Origin of the sequence: Thauera sp. 28, assembly GCF_000310145.2 — a bacterium.
GTDB lineage: Bacteria > Pseudomonadota > Gammaproteobacteria > Burkholderiales > Rhodocyclaceae > Thauera > Thauera mechernichensis.
In genome coordinates this window covers 1-20,278 of the sequence record NZ_AMXA01000012.1, presented here as the reverse complement: position 1 = coordinate 20,278, position 20,278 = coordinate 1, and the positions used below count along the sequence as shown (strand labels likewise).

General features: G+C 68.4%; 22 protein-coding genes. All 22 read right to left on the bottom strand.

The genetic code is table 11. From position 1 onward, the window contains the following. Window positions 1-74: 74 nt before the first annotated feature. Window positions 75-2,063, bottom strand: coding sequence for a hypothetical protein (locus tag C662_RS10350; protein WP_002928448.1), 1,989 nt, complete (start codon window positions 2,061-2,063; stop codon window positions 75-77). 25 nt (window positions 2,064-2,088) lie between these two features. Continuing rightward, entirely contained in the window at window positions 2,089-2,475 is a 387-nt protein-coding gene (locus C662_RS10345) for a hypothetical protein (RefSeq protein WP_002928447.1), read from the bottom strand. Between the two features lies 1 nt (window position 2,476). Continuing rightward, the gene (locus C662_RS20530) at window positions 2,477-2,641 is read right to left on the bottom strand and encodes a hypothetical protein (protein ID WP_232433255.1); all 165 of its coding nucleotides are present in this window, start codon (window positions 2,639-2,641) and stop codon (window positions 2,477-2,479) included. A gap of 89 nt (window positions 2,642-2,730) precedes the next feature. Next, window positions 2,731-6,183: a hypothetical protein gene (locus C662_RS10335; RefSeq protein WP_002928445.1), complete on the bottom strand. Its 3,453-nt coding sequence runs from the start codon at window positions 6,181-6,183 to the stop codon at window positions 2,731-2,733. After that, window positions 6,183-9,806, bottom strand: a complete 3,624-nt coding sequence (locus C662_RS20650) for a tape measure protein (protein ID WP_002928442.1) — start codon at window positions 9,804-9,806, stop codon at window positions 6,183-6,185. The genes C662_RS10335 and C662_RS20650 overlap by 1 nt, the downstream gene beginning before the upstream one ends. Window positions 9,807-9,865: 59 nt before the next feature. Then, window positions 9,866-10,510 (bottom strand): hypothetical protein, encoded by a 645-nt coding sequence (locus C662_RS10325; RefSeq protein ID WP_002928439.1) that lies wholly within the window; start codon window positions 10,508-10,510, stop codon window positions 9,866-9,868. 40 nt (window positions 10,511-10,550) lie between these two features. Further along, the gene (locus C662_RS10320) at window positions 10,551-11,165 is read right to left on the bottom strand and encodes a DUF4376 domain-containing protein (RefSeq protein ID WP_002928438.1); all 615 of its coding nucleotides are present in this window, start codon (window positions 11,163-11,165) and stop codon (window positions 10,551-10,553) included. Beyond that, window positions 11,162-11,554, bottom strand: a complete 393-nt coding sequence (locus C662_RS10315; protein ID WP_002928436.1) for a hypothetical protein — start codon at window positions 11,552-11,554, stop codon at window positions 11,162-11,164. Before C662_RS10315 ends, C662_RS10320 begins: the two co-directional genes overlap by 4 nt. A 12-nt stretch (window positions 11,555-11,566) precedes the next feature. Then, entirely contained in the window at window positions 11,567-12,073 is a 507-nt protein-coding gene (locus C662_RS10310; RefSeq protein ID WP_002928434.1) for a hypothetical protein, read from the bottom strand. Between the two features lie 5 nt (window positions 12,074-12,078). After that, window positions 12,079-12,555: a hypothetical protein gene (locus C662_RS10305; protein ID WP_002928433.1), complete on the bottom strand. Its 477-nt coding sequence runs from the start codon at window positions 12,553-12,555 to the stop codon at window positions 12,079-12,081. An 11-nt stretch (window positions 12,556-12,566) separates the two neighbouring features. Next, window positions 12,567-12,899: a hypothetical protein gene (locus C662_RS10300; RefSeq protein WP_002928432.1), complete on the bottom strand. Its 333-nt coding sequence runs from the start codon at window positions 12,897-12,899 to the stop codon at window positions 12,567-12,569. Next, a complete protein-coding gene (locus tag C662_RS10295) occupies window positions 12,896-13,693 on the bottom strand; it encodes a hypothetical protein (RefSeq protein ID WP_002928431.1) in 798 nt (265 codons plus the stop codon). Before C662_RS10295 ends, C662_RS10300 begins: the two co-directional genes overlap by 4 nt. Window positions 13,694-13,696: 3 nt before the next feature. Beyond that, window positions 13,697-13,882 carry a DUF7210 family protein gene (locus tag C662_RS10290; RefSeq protein WP_002928429.1) on the bottom strand — a complete coding sequence of 62 codons (186 nt, stop codon included), beginning with the start codon at window positions 13,880-13,882 and terminating at the stop codon, window positions 13,697-13,699. Then, entirely contained in the window at window positions 13,873-14,358 is a 486-nt protein-coding gene (locus C662_RS10285) for a phage tail terminator protein (protein ID WP_002928426.1), read from the bottom strand. The genes C662_RS10290 and C662_RS10285 overlap by 10 nt, the downstream gene beginning before the upstream one ends. Beyond that, complete coding sequence (locus C662_RS10280; RefSeq protein ID WP_002928425.1) at window positions 14,355-14,777, bottom strand: gp436 family protein; 423 nt, start codon at window positions 14,775-14,777, stop codon at window positions 14,355-14,357. Before C662_RS10280 ends, C662_RS10285 begins: the two co-directional genes overlap by 4 nt. Before the next feature lie 5 nt (window positions 14,778-14,782). After that, window positions 14,783-15,160 carry an HI1506-related protein gene (locus C662_RS10275; RefSeq protein WP_157354518.1) on the bottom strand — a complete coding sequence of 126 codons (378 nt, stop codon included), beginning with the start codon at window positions 15,158-15,160 and terminating at the stop codon, window positions 14,783-14,785. Between the two features lie 5 nt (window positions 15,161-15,165). Then, entirely contained in the window at window positions 15,166-16,185 is a 1,020-nt protein-coding gene (locus C662_RS10270; RefSeq protein WP_002928422.1) for a Mu-like prophage major head subunit gpT family protein, read from the bottom strand. Between the two features lie 25 nt (window positions 16,186-16,210). After that, window positions 16,211-16,621, bottom strand: coding sequence for a hypothetical protein (locus C662_RS10265; protein ID WP_002928419.1), 411 nt, complete (start codon window positions 16,619-16,621; stop codon window positions 16,211-16,213). A gap of 1 nt (window position 16,622) precedes the next feature. Beyond that, entirely contained in the window at window positions 16,623-17,660 is a 1,038-nt protein-coding gene (locus C662_RS10260; protein WP_002928418.1) for a phage protease, read from the bottom strand. Between the two features lie 366 nt (window positions 17,661-18,026). Further along, a complete protein-coding gene (locus C662_RS10255; protein WP_002928416.1) occupies window positions 18,027-18,575 on the bottom strand; it encodes a phage virion morphogenesis protein in 549 nt (182 codons plus the stop codon). Window positions 18,576-18,679: 104 nt separating this feature from the next. Next, window positions 18,680-19,936 carry a phage head morphogenesis protein gene (locus tag C662_RS19770; protein WP_002928413.1) on the bottom strand — a complete coding sequence of 419 codons (1,257 nt, stop codon included), beginning with the start codon at window positions 19,934-19,936 and terminating at the stop codon, window positions 18,680-18,682. Then, the coding region (locus C662_RS10245; RefSeq protein ID WP_037984443.1) for a hypothetical protein at window positions 19,936-20,278 on the bottom strand (343 nt) is incomplete at its 5' end. The genes C662_RS19770 and C662_RS10245, both read right to left, overlap by 1 nt.

The window sequence follows — 20,278 nt, the reverse complement described above, 5'->3', positions numbered from 1 at the left end:
AGCGGGCGCGGGCGGTTCGGGGGAACGTTGTAGCCGGATACCGACAGCCAGGTCCGGCGTGCGCTGAATGACGCTCATACGGTGACATCCATTTGGAAGGGCGCGTAACCATCCATATAGACGGACAATGTGTGTGCCCCGCGGCTGGTGGTGAATTGCACGCGGCCAAAGCGATCGGTATTTCGCATGGCTTGGCCGTCCAGCACCACGGCCGCGCCGGCCAGAGGCATACCTGAATCGTCCGTTACGGTGAAGGTCGCCACGCCGTCCCGGTAAACCACTGCGCTGGGGGCTGCGCGATCAGCCTCGACCATCAGCCCGCGTTGAGCCAGGACGACGCGCGGAGCGCCACCGGCGGGCAACCACGCGGTCAGGTCGAGCATATCGCGAGTGCGGTCTCGTGCAGCGGCGGTAATGAGCGCGGAGCCCCCAGGGATGCGGGGGTGCGCCAGAAAAACGGTATCTCCGGCATCGATCGGTGCATCTGCACCGGCAACGGAGATCTCGATCTGCCACTGCGGGCGGGCCATGTCGGCGAGCCTGGCTGATCCGATCTCGAGCGCGTCGCGGGCAGTGCGCACCGCAGGCATTGCGATATCCACGACCATACGGCCGTACCGCTCAATAGCCTCGGGCGCCTCCACCGTCAGCGTTTCACGTGCGGCGCCGGCCGCCCAGTCGTAGGCGTAGGATATGCGCGCGACGGACGCCAACTCAGCCGCGGCACGGGCGCTGACTCGCTCGGCCGCACTTGCGTCCAGGGTCGCCACGGGATTGCGTGGGCGGCGCGCCCACGCGTCCACACGGGGCGCCGACCACACTGCACCGATCGGCTCGATGACTGCTCCGATTGCATCTCGAAGCGGGACGGGCGCCCCAAACACCATACCCAGAGCCAGGGCCGGGTACGCCTCCCGCAAGCCCTGAAACGCATCTGCCGCAACGACCCAGCCACATTGGCGCAACAGGTCTGCAACGATATCAGCGGGGTGCTCGATCGCCTGGCCTGTCACCGGGTGGCGACGACCCACCACCCGCACCGCGATCGCCCCGCCATCGGCAGGGGGGCGCGTCAATCGCAGCAGCGCCACAGCCTGCCCAGTCGCATCGACCTGCTGCACCAACTGCCAGCCGTCAATCTGCACGCCTGCGACGGTCACACGCTCCACTGCTGTCACCGGGTGATCGGCCACCAGCCAGAGCAGCCCCGCCGAGTCCAAGGGCACGGGCGATATCCAGACTCGGCCATAAACCCACGGGAGCTCACGATTGGTGCGGTAGTGGGGCAGATCGCTGCCTTTGCGCAACGGTAGGGGGTCAGCCAGCAATCGGCCCGGCGCGGGAGCGTAGGCCGGCACAGGCGCAAGGCGAACTCGGCGAACCTGGAGCGTAGGCTGACCAAGGGGCGACGGGACGGCAATGTCTGCGACTGCCGGCTGAGCAGCCACTCCCCCTGGGCGGCCGAGTGCGGAGCGAGCCGATACTCTCGCATCGATCCACGTCATCGCCTGCGCTCTCGGAACCGACAGCGGCGACGTCGCGCGCATCGTTGCCCACGGCCACACCTGAGCATAAGCTCCCGGTACGGCCAAGGGGGCTCGTACGGCGACGGCGACCTCGCTGCCCGCTGGCGGTAGCACTGGGAATCCACTGATCGGCGCAATCCAGGCAGCATCGCTCCCTACACCGCCGGCAGCCTCCTTTGTATAGCTGAAGACCAGCCGAAACTGCCCTGGAGGCAACGTGCCCGCAGAGATCGAGTATTCCGCCCAGCCCTCGTTGCCCGAGATGCCTTCAAACCCCTGCAGATACCGCTCGCCGCTTTCTCTATCCAGATGCACGAGCAGCTTGTCGTAGTTGAGCCTGCTATCGACGCGCCAGGCCCAGGTGATCGTCCCGGCGGTGTTGTCGAACAGACCGGACGCCAGCGATGACGATTCATTCTGCGCGATCGGCGCGGAACGCAGGCTCGGGCGCCCATCGTACGGAACAGCCGTATCCTCGGCCCAGGGCGCAGTGTCGCCGTAGCCGTTATCCCATACGAAGTTACCCCAGCCCGACACGATTACGTCTCGCTTGTCCGCCGGCTCAACCGACCTGCGCGCTCACCATCGACACCGTCCCACCGGCGACGATGTTGGCCGAGCTGATCACCAGGTATCCGGGCAGCGGCGTAGCGCCCTCAACCACCGGGAGCAAAAGCAGCGGCGTTGAGTCTCCCGCCTCCATGACCGCGTATGCCGCAGCACCGCCCGCTGGTGCACTGCTCTCGGGCGCACCCGGCGTCAGCGTCAGTGCCCCCGCTGCGTCGAGCGAGCCGCACGGATGGCTCAGCGCCAGAGTTGCAAGCAAGGTGTCGTCCACGTCGTACACCTTGAAGCGGCCAGGCAGGCCACCCTGGTCAATCCGGTCGCGCAGCGCCGTCTGCGCTGGAATTAGCGCAGCGGGTAGCCATTGGTACGCATCGACGTTCATGTCAAATCTCCAGAATCAAAACAGCAACCTCGGCCAGCGCAACGGACTGCACCCGACCCGAAAAAACCGTCGTGCCGCCGCTCACCAAGGTTACCCTCGCGCGCAGCGGCGGCACGCTCAGCAGCGCAGCCGCCTCACCGCGCGCGTTATCGATGCTCACGCTCATCGTGGGCACCTCACCGCCCAGCGTTGACCGCTGGGCACCGGCCTCGAGCACCTCGAGCACCAATGGCGGAATTGCATGGATGTACAGGATCACGACAGCACAGCGCGGAAGGGCAAATCTACGGACACCACTGCCTGCGCCACACCGCTGGCCTGCCACTCGCTCAACTCACTCAACGCCAGCTCATCGGCATCCAGAATGGCCAGGGCCGCACGGCCTGGGTCGCGCACATCGGGCACCAGACATACCGGCTCGAGGCCGTTGCGTGCCACGTAGTCGACCAGGTCAACAAGCTCATCGGCGTTGGCGCCCAGCAGCGCTGCGCCGCGGTCGATGTCCCACTGCCACCGCCCGCCGGTGCCACGACCGCGGTACAGTGCCGCTGGGTTCAGGCCCTGGCCGCGCGCCAGACCATACTGACGCTGCATTGTCAGCGCCGAGGCCCCCACGCTGGGACGCCAGCCGCGGCCGACGAACAGCCAGCCAATCGCCGCACCCGCGCCTGCATGGGTAACCCGCACCTTCAGGTAGCGCACCCGCGTGCCGTTCGGCAGCATCGCCAGCAGTGGCCCCTCGCGCGCATCGAGAAACACCTCCCAGCTCGGATCATCGGGGTCCCAGACATCCACTCGCGCGCCGGCAGGCAGCGTGTGCAGCCCCAGCATGACGCACTCCACGTCATGCAACGCGCCCAGGTCCAGGTCCAGCGTCACCGTATCGCCCAACCACGCGAAGCCACGCCCCACTCGCGGTTGACGCAGCCGCGACACCCCGTGTGTCGCCAGCGCCCGAAACTGCCAGGAGTCGCCGGCCGCAAAGCTAGGGGCCGCCCCGGGGGCCGCATCGAGCAGCAGGCCGTCGCCCAGATCGAGCGCAGGCCCGAAGATGTCGGCCTCGACCCATGTGCCCCCGTCTCGCCGCCAGCGCAGGCGCCCGCCCTCGAGCTCCACCCGAATCGTGTCACCCACCTCCCACGGCAGCGCGCCATCTGCCAGGCGCACGGTCAGCGCCCCTGCCGAATGCGGCGCGCCGTCGCCTGGCGATCTCAGCCAATCGGGCAACACGCCCAGCACCGCACTGCGCACCGACCAGCGCTGGGTATCATCGCCGGCGTCACCACCACCGAACGCAGCTGCCGCTGCCGCAACAACGGGGATCACGATGCGGTCACCGGCCTGCAGTGACTGCCCGGTCCCGCGGATTCTGATTGTGATCTCATCGCCCTCACGCAAGCGGTGTTCGCACTGCGTTACCACGCCCACGCCCCACTCGCGCGTCGACACCGGGACGCCATCGCGCACGACAGCCGAGACGTACGGGGTGTTGTTGAAGATCGGCAGATACTCGCCGGACTCATCGACCCACCAAAAATCGTGGCCGGGGTCGCGCCAGCAACCGTCCCCGGCTACCGTGTTGTTGCTGGCGTCAGATTTTGGGACGATGCCCGCCGCAGTCAGGACGTGATCCATCTGCGCCGAGTAACGGCGCACGAGCTGTTCGGGCGAATCCACCTTCAGGTTATGCTGAGGCCCATCGTCAGTGCTGCCTGTCAGGCCCGCCGGCGGCGCCCCCAGGTCCGTGTACCACAGCCTCACCCGCAACTGACCACCGCGCGAAGCCGATAGCGGCACAGCACGCTCCAGCATGTGCGACGCCGACGTCGCCCACCCCGCATCCGCGAAGGGCTCAAAGGTTCTGGATTCCCACTCCGTAGGCACGACACCGGTCGTCGTCTCGTAGTAGTAGCCGAACGGCAGCACCAGGCCGGCGGTTGGCTGTTCCCACGGGTACCCCACGCTCACGGCCGGTGAGAACTCCACCTGGCTCAGCTCTAGCCTGTAGTAGCGCTGGTTGGCCGCGTTGTAGTACACGCTGCCCTTCGCACCACCCTGGATAGTCGTCGCCGCAGCGACGATCGCGCGCCAGGCCGTGAGTTCGGTCGAGTCGCCAGCCCCCTCCGGTGCAGGCAGGTAGCCCGCTACGCCATGCAACGTCGCCAGCTCGGACTGCATCGTCACACGGTACGCGTCCCACAGATCGCGGGCACCCGTATCGCCATGCACTTCTGCCAAGGTCCGCGCAAACAGCGCCACCACCTGGTCGGCCATATCCAGGTCCTGCACCACGGCAACGGCATCAGGCCCCGTCGACGTATTGGCTGCTGCAAACGCAGCGCGCCACTGGTACAGCCCCTGCAGCCGACTCTGATACTCCGGCTCCAGCATCATCCCACCTCCATCAGGCTCCAAGCCCAGGCACAGCGCCGGCAAGCGCAGCGCCGGCAAGTTGTCGCAGCGGCAATTCGACTTCGGTCGCCGCGTCCACTTAAAAGTCACCGTCTTGTCGACGGCGCTCACCCCCAGCATCACGGGCTTGAAGCAAACCGCGGGCAGCGCCTCGCCGTCGCTGCGAGGCGCAAAGCGGGCGCGCGCATCGATTCGCGCCCCCAGACTGGCCGACGCCAGCGCCTGAACTGTGAACGACACGGGCCCATGGGCGTAGAGCGTCCCGGTCGCCGCCTGCGGCAACACCCCGCTCACCGACCCCGACACCCGCCACCGCCCAGGCGCCGCAGCACCCAGATACTCCAGCACCAGGTTCTCTGTCGGGGCGGACGGCGACACGCCATGCACCACCACCTGTCCCCCAGACGGCGGCAGGTGGTGCGCATCGGTGCGCAGCGGCATCTCCGTTACCGCCATCCCGCCCGGCGCCGTATCGCGCGCAACCACCCCGCGCACCTCCGCCAGCGTACTGCGCGTATCGACCGCCACCAGGAAGTCATACACCGTCACAACCCCGGCAAACACCTCGCTCTGCACGCCGTCGCTCAGCGTCAGCGTGTAGTCGCCGCTTACCGCAAGCACCCTCGTGTTTGCTGGAATGTCATATGGCGGAACCGGATCCAGACGGAACACAAAGCGCCCCTGATCCCACACCTTCCACGCCCGGTGCACGACCGGAAACCCCTCGAACTGCACCCGCAACGCCCCAGGCGGAATCCCCGCATCCACCGCTGCCGGTTGCGCCCAGTCCCACTGCGCCCCCTCAAGCTGCGGCGTGCCCGCGCTGATCGGCTCCAGCGTCGCGTACGACGTCGGCGTCGCCACCACGTTTCGCGTCACCGTCACAGACAGCGCGTTACCCACCAGGCCCGGTGTACGCGCGGCCAGCGTCACGCCGTAGAACTCCAGCTGCGCCGGCACCGGCGGCGTGCCCTTATCGACCAACGCGAACGTCACCGTATCGGGCACCGCCGTCACATCCACCGACTCCACCGTCAGCGCGCCACTACCCACCCCGCGCACCACCGGCATAGACGCCACCAGCTCGCCACCGGTACCGCTCAGCACCTCGACGTCGATCACGCCATCCTCTGCCCCCAGGTACGGGCCGGACAGCGCCATGCGCCCGCCGCCCCGGCGCGCCTGCGCCTCCAACCGGATGTCGTCACTCGCGCGCTGCGCCGAGGCCGTAATCGTCGCCTCCCGCGCCAGGTTGTCGCGGTTGCACAAAATGCGGCTGGCCGAACTTGACTGCATCACGCCCCCCTGCGCGCCAGCTCGCCCAGCACCGGCCGGATCTTCCGCGTCAGCGCATCGAGCGTGACCGGATCATTCACATCCAGCACCCCCGCAATGTGCACATGCACATCACCCGCCGCTGCAGTAGGCGTGCCCGAGGGGGCGCCTGTCTGCGCCACGCGCGCTGCAGACACCTGGCGCTGCTCCGCCTCATGGATCCGGCCCAGCAGGCGCAGCTCCTCATGCAGTGCCGCCACGCGCGCCCGCGCTTGCTCGGCCGCTGCACCGTCGCCGCGCAGCTGTGCCCGCTCGATCTCGATCTCCAGCAGTGCCAGCTGCGCCGCGCGCTCCTCCTTGTCGCGTGCATAGCGAGCCTGCGCAACCTGCTCCTGAGTGCCTTCCAGCTCCAGCAAGCGCAACCGCAGATCCGCGACCCCGCGCTGAGCCCCGCCATCGAGCGCACGCTGGCGCGCATCGAGCGCGTCCATCTGCGCCACATAGCCCGCAAAGGCCGCGCGCAGCTCATCGACCGACTTCGTTGCATCGAACACCGCCTGGCGCGCCTCATCGGCATAGCGGCTCGCAGCCATGCGAGCATCGAGCCACGAACCCGCAACGGCCCCCAGCGACGAGTTGTGCGTACGCGCAGCCTGCACCAGCGAAACCGACACCCCCTCGGCCGCCTCGGCCACCCCCTTCATAGCCGTTGCAGACCCCTCGGCCTGCTCGCGCAGCTTCGCAGTCGCCTCGGCCGCCTCCTTCATGCTGCGCACCACCGTCTTGCCCGCCTCATCGGCCTCGATACGCAGCCCATGCTGTGCCGCCTGCACCTGCAACGCCGCCGTGGCAACGCCGCCATTGGCCGCAATGGCCGCCTCTGCATACACCCGGAATGCCTCGGCCTGCTCTCGCACGCTGCCGCCCATGTCGCGCACGGCCTCGTAGGACTCGCGCGCCGCGTCGGCCGCGCGCCGCAACTCAGTGTCCGACACCACGCCCAGCCGCTTCATTGCCTCGGCTGCGCTGTTGATACCGGGCGTCAGTGCATCCGACTTTGACTTGATCTGGTCCAGTGCTGCGGCGACCTGCGCGCCCGACAGCGTCCCCGCGCGGCCCCACGCCTCCACCTTGGCACGCAGCACCTCCAGCGCCTGCGCGCTATCGGCCCGCACCACCGCCTGATCCAGCGCCGCGGCAATCGCCTCGCCCGCCTGCTGCGCCGACGTCCCAGCAGCGGTCAGCGCCGCCACAATGTTCTCTACGCTATCGATGGCATCCTTCGCGGCCGGGCTGATACGCCCCATCGCCTGCGCCGCATTCACCCCCAGGCGCGCAAACGACGCATTGAGCACCTGGTCATTGATGCGCGCCAGGTTCGCGCTTTCGGCCGCCAAGCGCGCCAGCGCCTGGCCATGCTCGTCGGCCGACACCTCCCCCTGCGCAAACGCAACGGCCACCGCCTGCGCATCGGCCTGCACCCGCCCCAGCGCCACCTCGGCCTGCAAGGCCAGTTCGCGTAGCCCCTTGGCTGAAAGCTGTGAAAGCCGGTCGCCCAGCGCCTGCTCAATCTGAGCCCCCGTCGCCAGCGCCGAATCCTGCACCAGCTGCAGGTCTGCCAGGATCGCGCGGACCCCATCGGCGCTGCCAAAGTCCGCCTTCGTCAGCGCCTCGCCCAGCGCTTTGCCAACACCCGCAGCATCGCCCGCAACATCGCGCAGCGTCCGCTGCAGCGCTGTAAGCTCGAAGCGCGCAGCCGCTGCATCGGTTGCAACGGTACGCCCCCAGTTGGCGCGTTCGGCGACATCGGCCAAGCGCGCATCCACCGCACCCAGCGCCACGCCGAGTGCCGCGGCCTGCTCACCCCCCGCCCTGAACGCCTCGACCAGGCCATCGCGCAGTGCGGCCAGCTGCTCACCCGACAAGGTCTTGATACGGGCCGACAATGCCTGCTCGACCTGTTCGCCAGAGGCGTCGGCCGCACGGCCAACCTCCTCGAGCTGCTCGATAAACGCGCCAACGCCATCAGCATCCGAGAAATCAGCCTCTTCCACCACGCGCGTGACCGCCTCGGCGGCCTGCTCGGCCGCGCTCTTGGCGAACAAGAGCTTCGACGCCAGCTCGATCACCACCGACACCGCCAGCGTCAGCCCCGTGAAGCGTAGCGCTCCCAACACCCTGGCCAGCCCGCCCACACCACGCGAGGCAGCGGCAGCCGCAGCGCCCTGCCGCTCGGTTGCTGCCGCACTCGCCCCTACCGCGCCAGCGGCACCGGCCGCCGCCCGCCCGTGGGCAGCAGTCGCGGCCGCAGCGCTCGCCACCTGGGGCGCTGCCGTTGCGGCTGCTGCCCCCTGGCCCGCGGTCGCCGCCGCCGTCGCCTGCACCGCCTTGCCTGCCGCCAAGGCCGCAGCCGCGTAGCCTTGAACCGCCAGTACCGCGCGCGCAGCGAACACCGCCACCAGCACGTTGCCCGCCTTCATGGCGGTGCTCACCAGCGCATCCAGGTTGTCGGTCACTGCATTGATAAGCCCAACCACGCGTTGCGTTGCGCCGCTCGCGCGGTTCGCCTCGCCGATATACGCGCCCCACACCGTCGACAGCCGCGTCAGCGCATCAGCCACCGTCGTCGGCATGCTGTCTGCCACCGCCTTGTTCGCCTCAACGGTCTGGCGCAGGCCCTCGTTCAGCTCCTGCACAGCGAGTTTGCCGGTCACGCCCAGCGCGCGGATCTCAGCGGCACTGCGGCCTGTTGCCTTCGCGATCGCATCCACCACGGTGGGCATCGCCGCCATGATCGTTGCCCAAGCATCCGCATCCACCTTGCCGCGCTGGATGCTCTTGCTGTACGCATCCACTGCCGCCGCAGCCTTATCGGCGCTCGCAGCGTTATTCACCAGCAAGTAACTGAACGAATCGGTAATGTCGAGCGACTGCTCGGTCTCGTAACCCATGCTGCGCAGCGCATCCGCCGTGCGGATGTACAACTCCTGCGCCTCAGCCAGAGGCCGGTATGTTGCGCTCGCGGTCGCCAGCAGGCGGGCCTGAACCAGGTCGTACTCTTCGGAGGAACGCGTGGCCATCTCGATGCGGCTGGCCATCTGCCCATAGGCATCGGCCACCGCAATCGCATCACGCGCATAGCCCTGCAGCTTGCCCACTGCAAACACCCCGGCCACCGCCTTGGCCACACCGCTCAGCCGGGTCTGCAAGTCGGCCGCCGCGTTACCGAGTGCGCCGAGCTCGCTCTGAGTATCGCGCGCCTCGCCCCCCATGCGCCCCACGGCCGCCGCGCCCACGTCGGCGCCAGCCTGCAGGGCGCGCAGCTCGCGCGCTGCCTGGGCAAACTGCGGCGCCATCGCGCCACCTTCGACCGCGAGGCGCTCGAGTTCATCGGCAAAGCGATCCAACCCTACGCGGTCGATATCGGCCGCCAGCGCATCGAGCTCGATCTTGTCCAGCGCGGCCTGAGCCGCCTCGCTCTCATGTGCCACGCGCTGCTGCGCCTCGGCCAGCGCATCGAGCCCCGGCGCCGACGTGCGCGCAGCCTCCGACACGGCCTCTACCGCATCGGCCGCGTCAGTCAGCGGCCGGCGGTCATCGACCTCGATACCAACATGTAGGGAAGTGCGCAGCTTGTTTGCCATACCCGCCATGCTGCGCCTGGCGGGGCGGGGGGATCAGGGTGCGATGCCGCACCCGAGGCTCAGAAGGAGCCTAGCAGCAAGGGCACGCGCAGACGCGCGGAGGGGGGGACAGGCGGACCGGAGGGGGCCGGGTCGCCGTGAGTTCCGACACCGATGAAGTCGCAAAACTCTTGTAAACCAGCCGCGAATGAAAACATGCCGACAAAGCCTGTGATACTGGACTGCCCCCCTACCGAAAGTGGCCAGCTGACAGGCTCGACTTGAGTATCACGATTCCACATGCGCCCACGCACGGTCCCATCGCTCAGGAACTGGAGCCGCCCATGCTTGTAGACGGTCGCAGGTGCCGAGCTAAATGGATTCGCTGCGGCGGCGAATTTTGCTAGCTGCGAGTTCGCTCCGGAGCTTTGCCACCGCACCAAGTGGTACTTAACGAATGTTTCGGTAGTCAGACCTAGCACGAAACCGTTGGCCCCATTCGAAACACCAACGCCGACGCCAAAGCCGTTCGCGACGGTTCCAGTATGCTGCTTCAACGAGAAAAACAGCTCCAAGCCGTTCGATGACGAAACCTCTGGAAACTCATTTGGCCTGAGAAATGACCGTGCTGCACTCATCAGGTACGTGAACCAGGCTTGGCCGTCGGTTGCGTCAGAGCTTGGCTGCTGTGCAGACCAGAACGGTGCGGTCAGCATCTGCGTCATGCTCGCTCCAGGTGCAAAATCGGTCCAATACTGCGCCACCTTAGCTCTCCGGCCATGCCGCGAGCGAGATTACCTCGTCGACGGTTCCAGCCGCTTCGATCTGCTCACGAATCGTCTGCGACTGCAAATGAATCGAGCTATACCACTGCGTGGCGGCCACGCCGAATGAGATCATTTGCTGTGGCGTCAGCATGTGCGTCACGTTCTCATCGACGGTCCACGGCATAAGGGGGTCGCTCACGCCGGCCGCAGCCAGCGCCAGAGCGACAGTGGTCGATGCCGATAAATCGCGTACTGTGCGGTCGCTCATCACATTGTGGTGTATCGACCCATCCGGGTAAGCATAGGGCATAGCGGCCTGCTGTCGGCGTGCGCGCTCGTCCTTCACGCGCGCCCAGGCCAGCACCTTGACCTCGTCCAACGGGCGCTCAAACACAGCCCAACGCACTGTGACCGGTATCGTCGTGGTGTCGACGGTGCGTGCGCCAAGCAGTTGCCACCACTGCAGTGGTGCATCATGCACTACGCAACGTGCGACCCCCATGCCTGCTAGCGCCGCGTCATCGAGATGCTCAGGACTCGACACATGAGGCAGCAGCACCTTCAGCCTAGGAGTGAGCTCGCCATCGGCAAGCCGGATATACCAGTCCATCATGTCTCCACCGCTGCGCCGTCAGCCACGAACACTGTCTCCGCACCCGTTCGCACGGCGCGCAGAAGAACAACGTAGAGGCCAGCGGCCGCCATGTCTGGCGCCTCCCCGCCAACCCATTGCATCGCGACCGGCCATATAATCGCAACCCCGGCCGTCTTTTCCAGCAGCAGCGTGGTGAAGCTGGTCGCGCCCGCGTAGGGCAGCGCCTGCAGTACGATGGTGCAGTTCGCGCTCACCGAGCCCGACTGCACGGCACCCGCACTGAGGTCTATCGATTGCGTTACGCCGAAAGCGCCTAATGCCACTACCGGCCCGAGATCAAGCCCTCCGCCCGGTTGAAGCTGCACCGGCGCCCCGTTGATCAACACCAGCGGCCTATGCAAAGCCATGATGGCGGCGCCTTACAAGACGTAGTGCTGTCCGCACTCAACGTTGATAGCGCTTGCGCTGGTCGCGACGCCGATACGCTGCACAACCTGGCCCGCGCCAACGGGCGCCACTGACGCCGCGGCGCCGGCCGCGGCCGCGCTCATGTACACCGGGCCTGGCACCTGACCGCTGACTTGGTTGTTGGTGCCCTCGAAGTACACCGTGGCGAGGTTGCCGGATGCCACAGCGGCCAGCACGAATCCGTGAGCTTCCTTCCCGGCAGCGCTGCCGTCGCACTTGCGTACCCGCGCCGCGCCAGCGTCGCTCCACACGTTCACGAAATCACCTGCAACCAGGTTCTCGCTGGCCTGGATGATCGCCACGTCGGCTCCAATGCCGGTGGGCATCATCGTCTCATCGAGCTTGCCCTGTGCGTTGAGTGCGACGAGCTTTCCCGCATCGCCCACACCTGCCGATGCTGTCGAACCCTCCACCTGAGTGGGGACCCCTGCGATCAGTTTCAGATACTTGTCTGCCATTCTGGCTACTCCTGGTCAAATGCCGGCCCGATGCCGACCTGGATTCGATTCGCGGACAGCGCCACCGCGACCTGGCGCACGAACCCCGTTACCGGGGGAAGATGCGAGACTTGGCCCGCAGCCCCGAGAAACACTGGCGCACCGGGCGTCAACCCTCCTGCTGGCCAGGCTAAGGCGCCAAACTGGCGCACCGTCACCGGCCCGCCCGACGTTGCCGCATGCTCGGAGACCCCCAGCGCCACCAAAGCCGACCCGTCACCGCTATCGGCATAGATCGCATGCCCGTCGCCGTCCTGTGCGATTACCCGGTGCCCGCTTAGCGCCACGGCTGCGGTCAATTGCAACAGCTCGCTGCCAGCGGCCCCCGGCGGGCCCGGCTCGCCGCGCAGCACGGGCGCAAGGTCCAGCCGCAGGCAACCTTCAGCGCCAGCGCGCACCGCCAACTGGAGGCCGGCCCCGGCCGGCGCGAGCGTCAGCGTCAACGCTCGCCGGCTCATGGCTGAGCCGGCCGAGTAACGGGCGCAACCAACTGGACCTGGTCTGCGCTTGAGATCAACACCTCACCGGACGGCGACTCCAGGCGCACATCAATGCCATAGCGCCCGGGCCGCCAATCTCCCTGTGCATCGGGCGCCGCGCGCACAGCCAGCACGCCCGCCCCGGCATCGAGCCACACGCACTCGAGATCGATTTCGCCGGCCGGCCCGCGCATCTGACTGCGCGCGCTCCAGCCCGCCATATCTTGAGCTTGGCCGTTCAGCGTCAGCTGGCCGACCAGGTCCAGGGTGGCGCCAATCTTGTGCTCGTATGCGCTCACGGCAATCAAGCGTTATCGAACAGCGTCACACGAGCGAAGCCGCCATAGTCGTCGTCGCTCTCGAGCTCGGACACGAACAGCGCCTGCCCCGACAAGGTCAGCGTGGCCTCTTCCTCAGCGATCCAACCGAAGTCGCCGTCCAGCGCCAGCGAGGTACGCGGGATGATCAGGCGTGCGCGCTGCCCGTCCTGGTTCACCCCGTTGAAGATCAGCCCGCGTTCAACGTTCGTCTTACTGAAGGCCCGGATGTTCACCGACTCGCCGTACGCGTAATCCACCGCCAGGGGCTCGACATGGCCAGCCGGGTGGGCCAGCAGGCGCAGGCGCGCGTGTGCCGCATCCTCCACCGCGTAGTGGGTGCCTTCCACATACGTGGCCGGTGTCGGATCGGCCCCATCACTGATCACGATGCTGCTCGCCTTGGGGTAGCGCAGGTTGAAGTAGTCGCCCGCGGCCAGTTGGGGCAACACCTCGCCCGTCACCGTGCCCGGCGCTTTCACCAGCGCCTCGCCGAACAGCGCCGCCGCCAGGCTGCGGCCGCTGAACTGGAACATCGACAGCGACACGGCCATCTGCTTGCCGGTCTCGAACTGCTTGAGCGTCATGCGTTGGCCGCTGCACGTCTCGCGCAGGTCTCGCGTCTCGCGTGTCACGTTTGTCGTCAGCGAGCTGTTGCCGCAGCCCACACGATAGACATCCACCAGGTAGGCCTGGTCGGGGCGGCCGCGCACCAGGTCGAACGTGCCAATCTGCACCGGGCCTTGGCCGGTCCAGATCATCGGGGTTCCGGGCGTCATCGCCATGGCTTACTCCTTCTTGCCGGCCTTGGCCGGCTCAGTGTGGGGGATGGGGGCCGGCTCGGGGCTGGTCGGCTCGGCCGTGCCGACCGCTACCAGCCATTCGGCCTGGGCAGGGCGCAGCGTCTTGAGCTCCGCGCCGGCCGGGTACTCACGGCCGGCATGGGTATGGGGGCGCAACAGTTTCACGTGCATTGCGTAGTCCTCCGGAATCGGGACGTAAAGGCCAGCGGCACATAGGTGCAGCCGTCCAGGGTTGCCGGGCGTAGCCCGGGGGTCACACTCTTCAAGGGGCCGTAGCCGCAGCCCGGCGCCCAGCCGTCCAGCGCATCGAGCACCGCGTCGCACAACGGGCTGGCGTCTGCCCGCGGCGCCGCGCCGGCGCGGATGTCGCGCACATTGCGCACGGCGGGCACCACGATCCAGGTCTGTTCGATCAGCGCCCAGCCTGCCGGCAGCTGCGCGCCGGCCTGTACCACCTGGTGCCCGCCGTAGGCAACGCGCACGCTCGGCTTGGGCAGACTCGCCTCGGTGGCCCCGGCAATGTCAGCCGTGCTCAGCACCGGCACCTGCAGGGAGCTGCGCACCGTCGCCTCGAGGCGTGCCACGATCAGCGGCTCCAGCCCCAGGAAGGTCGGGCGCTGCGGCGTATCGCACGGCGTGCCGCTCATCGCAGCCCCCCATCCGTGCGCCGGCGGAACACCGCGTTGCCGCTGCGCTCCACCATCTGCACCACCTGCGGCACGGTCGGCGTACCCGGGCGCTCGCCCAGGCTCACCGTGCCCTCGGCGATGTGGCGCAGCATGCGCGCCACATCCTCGTAGCGCCGGCGCACCTCCTCCGGCGCGGCGTCGTCGTACAGCCGGTAACGCGCCACATCGCACGCCGCCCGCGCCAGTAACGCCGGCACTGGCGCCAAGGGCAGCGGGTAGCGCGTACCGACGTAGCCGTCGATCTCCGCACTCGCGTCGGCCAGCGCCCGCTCGACACGGTCGGCGTCGATCACCTCGAGCGCAACGCCCTGTGCAATCTGGCCGAGCTCGCGCTCGCCAAAGCGGTCGATCATGTCCTGCAGCGTGGCGTAGGGCATGGCGATTACTCGATCTCGGGCAGCGGTCGGCACACCGACTCCACCACCAGCTCGGGGTCCGCCATCAGGCGCATCAGCTCGGCGTGGTCGAACTCATCGACACTCACCTCCACGCCCGCTGCCGGCCACGCCCGCCCGCAGCGCCGAAACCCGTCCTGCAGTGCGCGCACCCGCAGGTGCGTCACCACGGGCTCGGCCGCCTCCAGCGTCGCCTGATAGAGCTCGCCCGCATCTTCGCCCGGCTGCACAACGGCCTCCGCAGCGCGCGCCAGCGCCTCACGGGCGGGCTCGTCGGCCGCGCCATCGGGGCCTGTGGTGCCGGGGCGACCGCCCCCGGCTGCGGGGGGCTTCGCTTGCCCCTTGCCTTTCGGACTGGCCGTCATCGCCATCACTCCAGCCACGGGCTCACGATCAACTGCGCCGAGCCGCGCCAGATGTTGCTCGCACCGGCCACATTGCGCTCAGCCTCGAGCAGCTCGCGCGCCGCGGCCTCGTTGCTGGCCCCCACCACCAGGTGGGTGCCGCGCACGCCCAGCGGGCTGCCATCGGGGCGGAACTGCCCAGCCAAGCGCTGGCGGGCCGCATCGTAGGTGTCGGCGTCGAGGGCCTGGCGGCTGCCGTAGGCCAGCTGATGGAAGCCAAAGCCCGCGTTGTAACGCGCATCGGCGCCATACACGAACTCGTCCATGTCGAACACGCGCGGGTCATCCGGGCGCGTGCGACTCACGAACTGCGGCTTCCGGCGCTCCTGGAAGATCAGCGGCTTCATGTACGCTCGCGACAGGTCCATCAAGAACCACGGTGCCCCCGTGCCGCCACCGGTGTTGCTCCAACTCGTCTCCACGCCGGCGCGGCTGTGGCTCAGGTGGTCGGTGTCGAAGAAATACTGGCCATCGAAGCCCTTGGTATTGAAGCCCTGCGCCAGCAGCCCCCACACCAGGTCATCCGGGTGGCGCGCCACGATCTCGCCCTGGATTGCGAACAAGTTCGTGTACATCCCCAGCTTGTCGTCTTCGACGTTGTCGCGCTTGACCGCAATCGTGTGCTCCCACTTGCGGTTCTTGAGCTGCGCAACGGTGGCCTCCAGGTTGTTGTACTGGCGCTGACCAATCCACTCGCGCACGCCCGGCAAGTCCTTCAGCCAGCCGTAGTTCTCGGCGTCCGACGTACTCGGCACCACCATCGCCACCTGCTGGTAGGTCGATGCCACCCCCTCGAATCCGCGACGGAAAGCCGCATTGAAGCCCTGGGCGAGCGCGGTCAGCGTGGCGTTGCTCACGATCAGGCCACCGAACCCCAGCAACGCAACCCCTTCGCTCGGACTCGGCGACAAGCCGCAGGCAAAGCCCACGCCAATCGCGGCCAGCGCAAAGGCCCACACATAGGCCAGCTTGATACTCGATTTCATAGCGGTAACTCCGGTAGGTGAAGCGTTACAGGCCCAGGCCGATCTGCACCCACACCCCATCGGGCTCGACGGCGACAACGATGCCGGCGCGCGAACGGGTGTTGGTGGCGCTCGTCCGGGCCACGGTCTGGTCATCGACCACATAGCAGTCGGCCCCCACGTCGGCCTGCGCCACCAGGTCGGCCGCTGCGCTGTTGGCAAACTTGAAGATGCCGCAGCGCACCTCGACGAGCGCATCGCCTGCGGCCACCGCCGTCGCGCTGTGCTCGGCGCGGCCCACGGCCACCAGCCCAGTCGCCACGCGCCCTGGGGCGGCATGGCCGGCATCGAGCACCACCAGACCGCCCTGATGGATCGTTGTCGCCGCCTTCACCGGGAAGGCGATCACGTCGCCCACGCGTTGCACGGTATTGCGGGGGGAAATCAGTGCGGCCATGTCAGGCTCCCAGCTTGGCTTTGTTGAACTCGTCGGCAGACAGGCCGAGCGCCTTGCACACCGCCAGCTGCGCATCGGAGGCCGCGTCCTGGCGCGCCCCAGGCTCGCGGCCCTGGCTCTGCATGCCCTTGAGTGCCGCCAGCGGCGCGGCGCTATCGATCAGCCCCTTGAGCGCGGCCAGATCGACCTGCCCCAGGTCCTCGGCGTAGGCGCGCTGCGCCTCCAGCAGGCGGCCGTCGGCGATGGCAGCCTCGACGAGCCCCTTGACCTCGGACTGCCCGGAGAGCGCCGCCAGGCGCAGTCGCTCGTCGCGCTCGGCCTGGAAGGTTGCGATGGGGACGTACTTGGCCGGGTCGGGCGTGCCGCCGCCCGCCTTCAGCGCGGCCACTTCGGCCGTGGCGCCGTCCACCTGTGTCTTGAGTGCGGCAAGCTCGGCTTGCGCGCCGTCGGCCTTGGTTTTCAGCGCGGCCACGCCGGCCAGCGCGTCGGCCTCGCTCGTCGCCTCGGGCAAGCCGAGGGCGACGAGCAGCTTCTTGAGCAGCTCCATCTGGGAATCCTCCTGGTGTGGGTGTGCGGAGGCAGCGGCCCCTCCGCTGGCATGAACGCGATAACGCGCCGAGAGCGCCGCATAGAGCGGCTCGTCGATCCCGGGGAAATTCGTCAGGGCGATGTGCAGCAGATCCAGCGGCGTGCCGTCGGTGTCATACGGGAACACCGGGGAGAGATAGCGGTACCGGTCCGCCTCGATCATCTCGGGCACGTCGCCCACCCAGGTCACCGCGCCGTACAGGCCCGGCTCATCACCCTCGCCGCGCCACTCGAGCGAGCGCGGATCGACCCAGCCCGCCGCCGGCACAGGCTTGCCGTTACTCTCGGCCAGCAGCGCCTGGTGTTCGAAGTCGACGAGGATGTCCGCCGACCGGCTGCGGTTGATCGCGATGATGCTGGCGGCCGCCTCGGGCGTCAGCCGCCAGGGGCCCGACCCCTTGAATGCGCCACGCGGCGCGCTGAACTCGCCCGCCGGCATGACGCGAACCATGCGCTGCCCTGGCCGCACGCGCAGGGCGCATGCAGCAATGGCGGGCGAGGCAACAGGGCGGGGCGGGCAGGCGTGTGACATGCCGCCCATGATGGGCGGCTGCGGGCATCAGATCAGGGTGCGGGGCTGCACCAGCGCGCGCCAGGGGCGGGTGGCAACGGCAGGGTGCCACGCGGGAAGAGGCGGGAAGAGGCGGGAAGGGGCGGGAAGGGGCGCGAAGAGGCGGGCGCAACTGCGGGCGCGCGCGACACATCGCCGCAAACCCCGTTACCACCCCGTTACCCGCCCCGATCGCCTCCGCGCCCATACCAACACCCCACCGCACCCCATCGGCGGCGCTACGGGGCTGTAAACGCGCCGGCCGGGTCAGCCCCCAAGCAACCCAGCCAAGTGGTCGTCCAGGATGTCCAGCACGGCGGCCTCATCATCGGCAGACAGCCCGAGGAAGGGGCGGGCAGGGATGTCGCCCCAGGGGATTGGCGCCCCGCGCGACGTGCGGCCAAACGCCCCTTGCCGGGCGCCGAACTGGTGGGTGCCCGCATACACGAGGTTGCTGCCGATCTCGACGCCGCCCTCGATGAGCTGGTACAGGATCTGATCGCCCATCATGCCGCTGGCCACCAGCGGCCGCTTGGCCATCACCCGCGCGCTGCCGTGTGCGTTGAGCCGGCCGTCGCTGCGGCTGTCCGCGCGCCCCAGCATGCCCAGGTAGGTTGCCTGCGCGTTGGGCGCCCAGCGGCTGCCGTCGGGCGCGGTGCTGGTGGCGAAGCGCCGCTTGGTGGATTCGGCCAGATCCTCGCCGATCTCGCGCAAGGCTGGACGCAAGCCTGCCGGGCCCAGGCCATCGGCCAGGCGGCGCAGGCGCTCGACCACGTCGGCGCCGGTGTATTCGATGGTGATCTTGTCGCTGGCCATGATCAGGCTCCGGTCTATACTGTGCGCATGAGGCGGTTGTTTCCAATGGGAATGGTTAGAGGCAGTCCGCTGCACCTATGATCCGGTTCGAATCCGGCGCCGCCTCATTCCCCCTTTGGCAGCTTCAGGTATTGCGAGCCATCCCGCAGGTTTGCGGCATCCACAATCCCCCCCGTTCGCACGAAGTTCGAAGTCACCCGCGTGCGCTTGTCGCCTACGCGCAGCTTGTCGCGGTAGTTGACGCGCACCAGCACTTTGCCCTGCCCACCGTCTGCATCAAAGGCGTAGACCAGCGCCGGGTCCGCGGTGTCCCAGTAGGGCGTGGCCGTCTCCAGCAGGCGCGGCAGGTCGCGCCAGGTCTGCACGGGCAGCGCGGCTGCGCGCGCCGCCTTGGTGTCGCGCAGCGCGTGCAGCAGCTCTTCGTCGCGCAGCCACACCTCGGCCGCCTCCAGCCCATGCCCCAGCCTGGCCAGCGCCGCGACTGTTGCTGGCGCAACCACCGTTACCAGCGCCGCGCGGCCACCGGCGCGCAGGCTGCCGGCCACGCGGTCGACCAGGTCGGCCAGCGCCAGCCGCTGCTCCACCTGCACAGCCGGGCGCAGGTGCTGCCACATCTGTGCGCCAATCGGCGCGTCCAGGTTCAGCAGCTTCTGCTCCACCAGGTCCAGCAGCGGGGTTGCCGCATTGGCGCCCGGGGCATAGCCCCACCCGCGGTCGATGCCGGCGGGCGCACCCGTGGCCTCGCTGATCGCATCCCAGCCTGCCGGCGGCTCGGTGGCGTCGCCCTCGGCCGGCGCGCGCACCGCCACCACGCGGCATCGGCACCCCCAGCCATTGGGCGGAAAGTGCGTTGCCCAGAACGGGTGGTCGTGCCTCAACGTGAGCCGCATATCCCCCCATCGCTTGTGCAGCGGCCGTGGGCGCAGCACGGTGTCCGAATGCACGTAGCGCCAGTACGGCCGGCGCGCCAGCAGCTCGGGGTCGGTCAGCTGGGCGTAGCGCCCGGCCGCGTAGCTGGTGCGCAGGTTGGTCTCGTAGATGGTGCGCGTGCGCCACGCCTCGCCCCGCGCGCTGCCCTCGCCCGTCCACCCGGTCCAGCCCTGCCGCTGCACGATCGCGCGGAAGTCGCGGCGGAACTCGGCCAGGGTCGTGCCCTGGCTGACCGCCTTGTCCACCGCCCCGCGCAAGTCCTCCAGCAGGTCGGCCTTGGCCGCGCCTGCGACGACAAACGCGCGGTCATGCGCCGCCTGCCAGAGGTCGTCCCAGCGCTCGGTGGGCACGTTCAGCTTGCGCCGGAAGAACGCAATCTGCTCTGCAAACGGCAGGTGGATCACCCCTTCGAGGGCGCTCGAGCGTGGCATCAGCGCGCCCCATCCGCGTCGGGGTCGAGCTCATCTGCGTTCACATCGTCCATGCCCACGAGCTGGGCCAGCGCATAGCCCTGCGCCATGAGCTCGACGAGCTGTTCGGTGGGCAGGTCGCCATAGAGTGCCAGCAGGCGCTGCTGGATCTCGACAGGCCCCAGGCCCGGGTTGTCTGCCAGCAACTGCTCTGCGCTGGCCACCCAGGCGTCTACCTGCGCCTGCGCCGCGGCCGCCAGCCGTGGCGCAACCTGGTCCGCGGGGTCGGTGTCGGCCACCGCACCCCCTTTTGCACTGAGCGCGGCCACAGCCGCCGCCCGCCAGCGCGCACCCGCCCGCAGC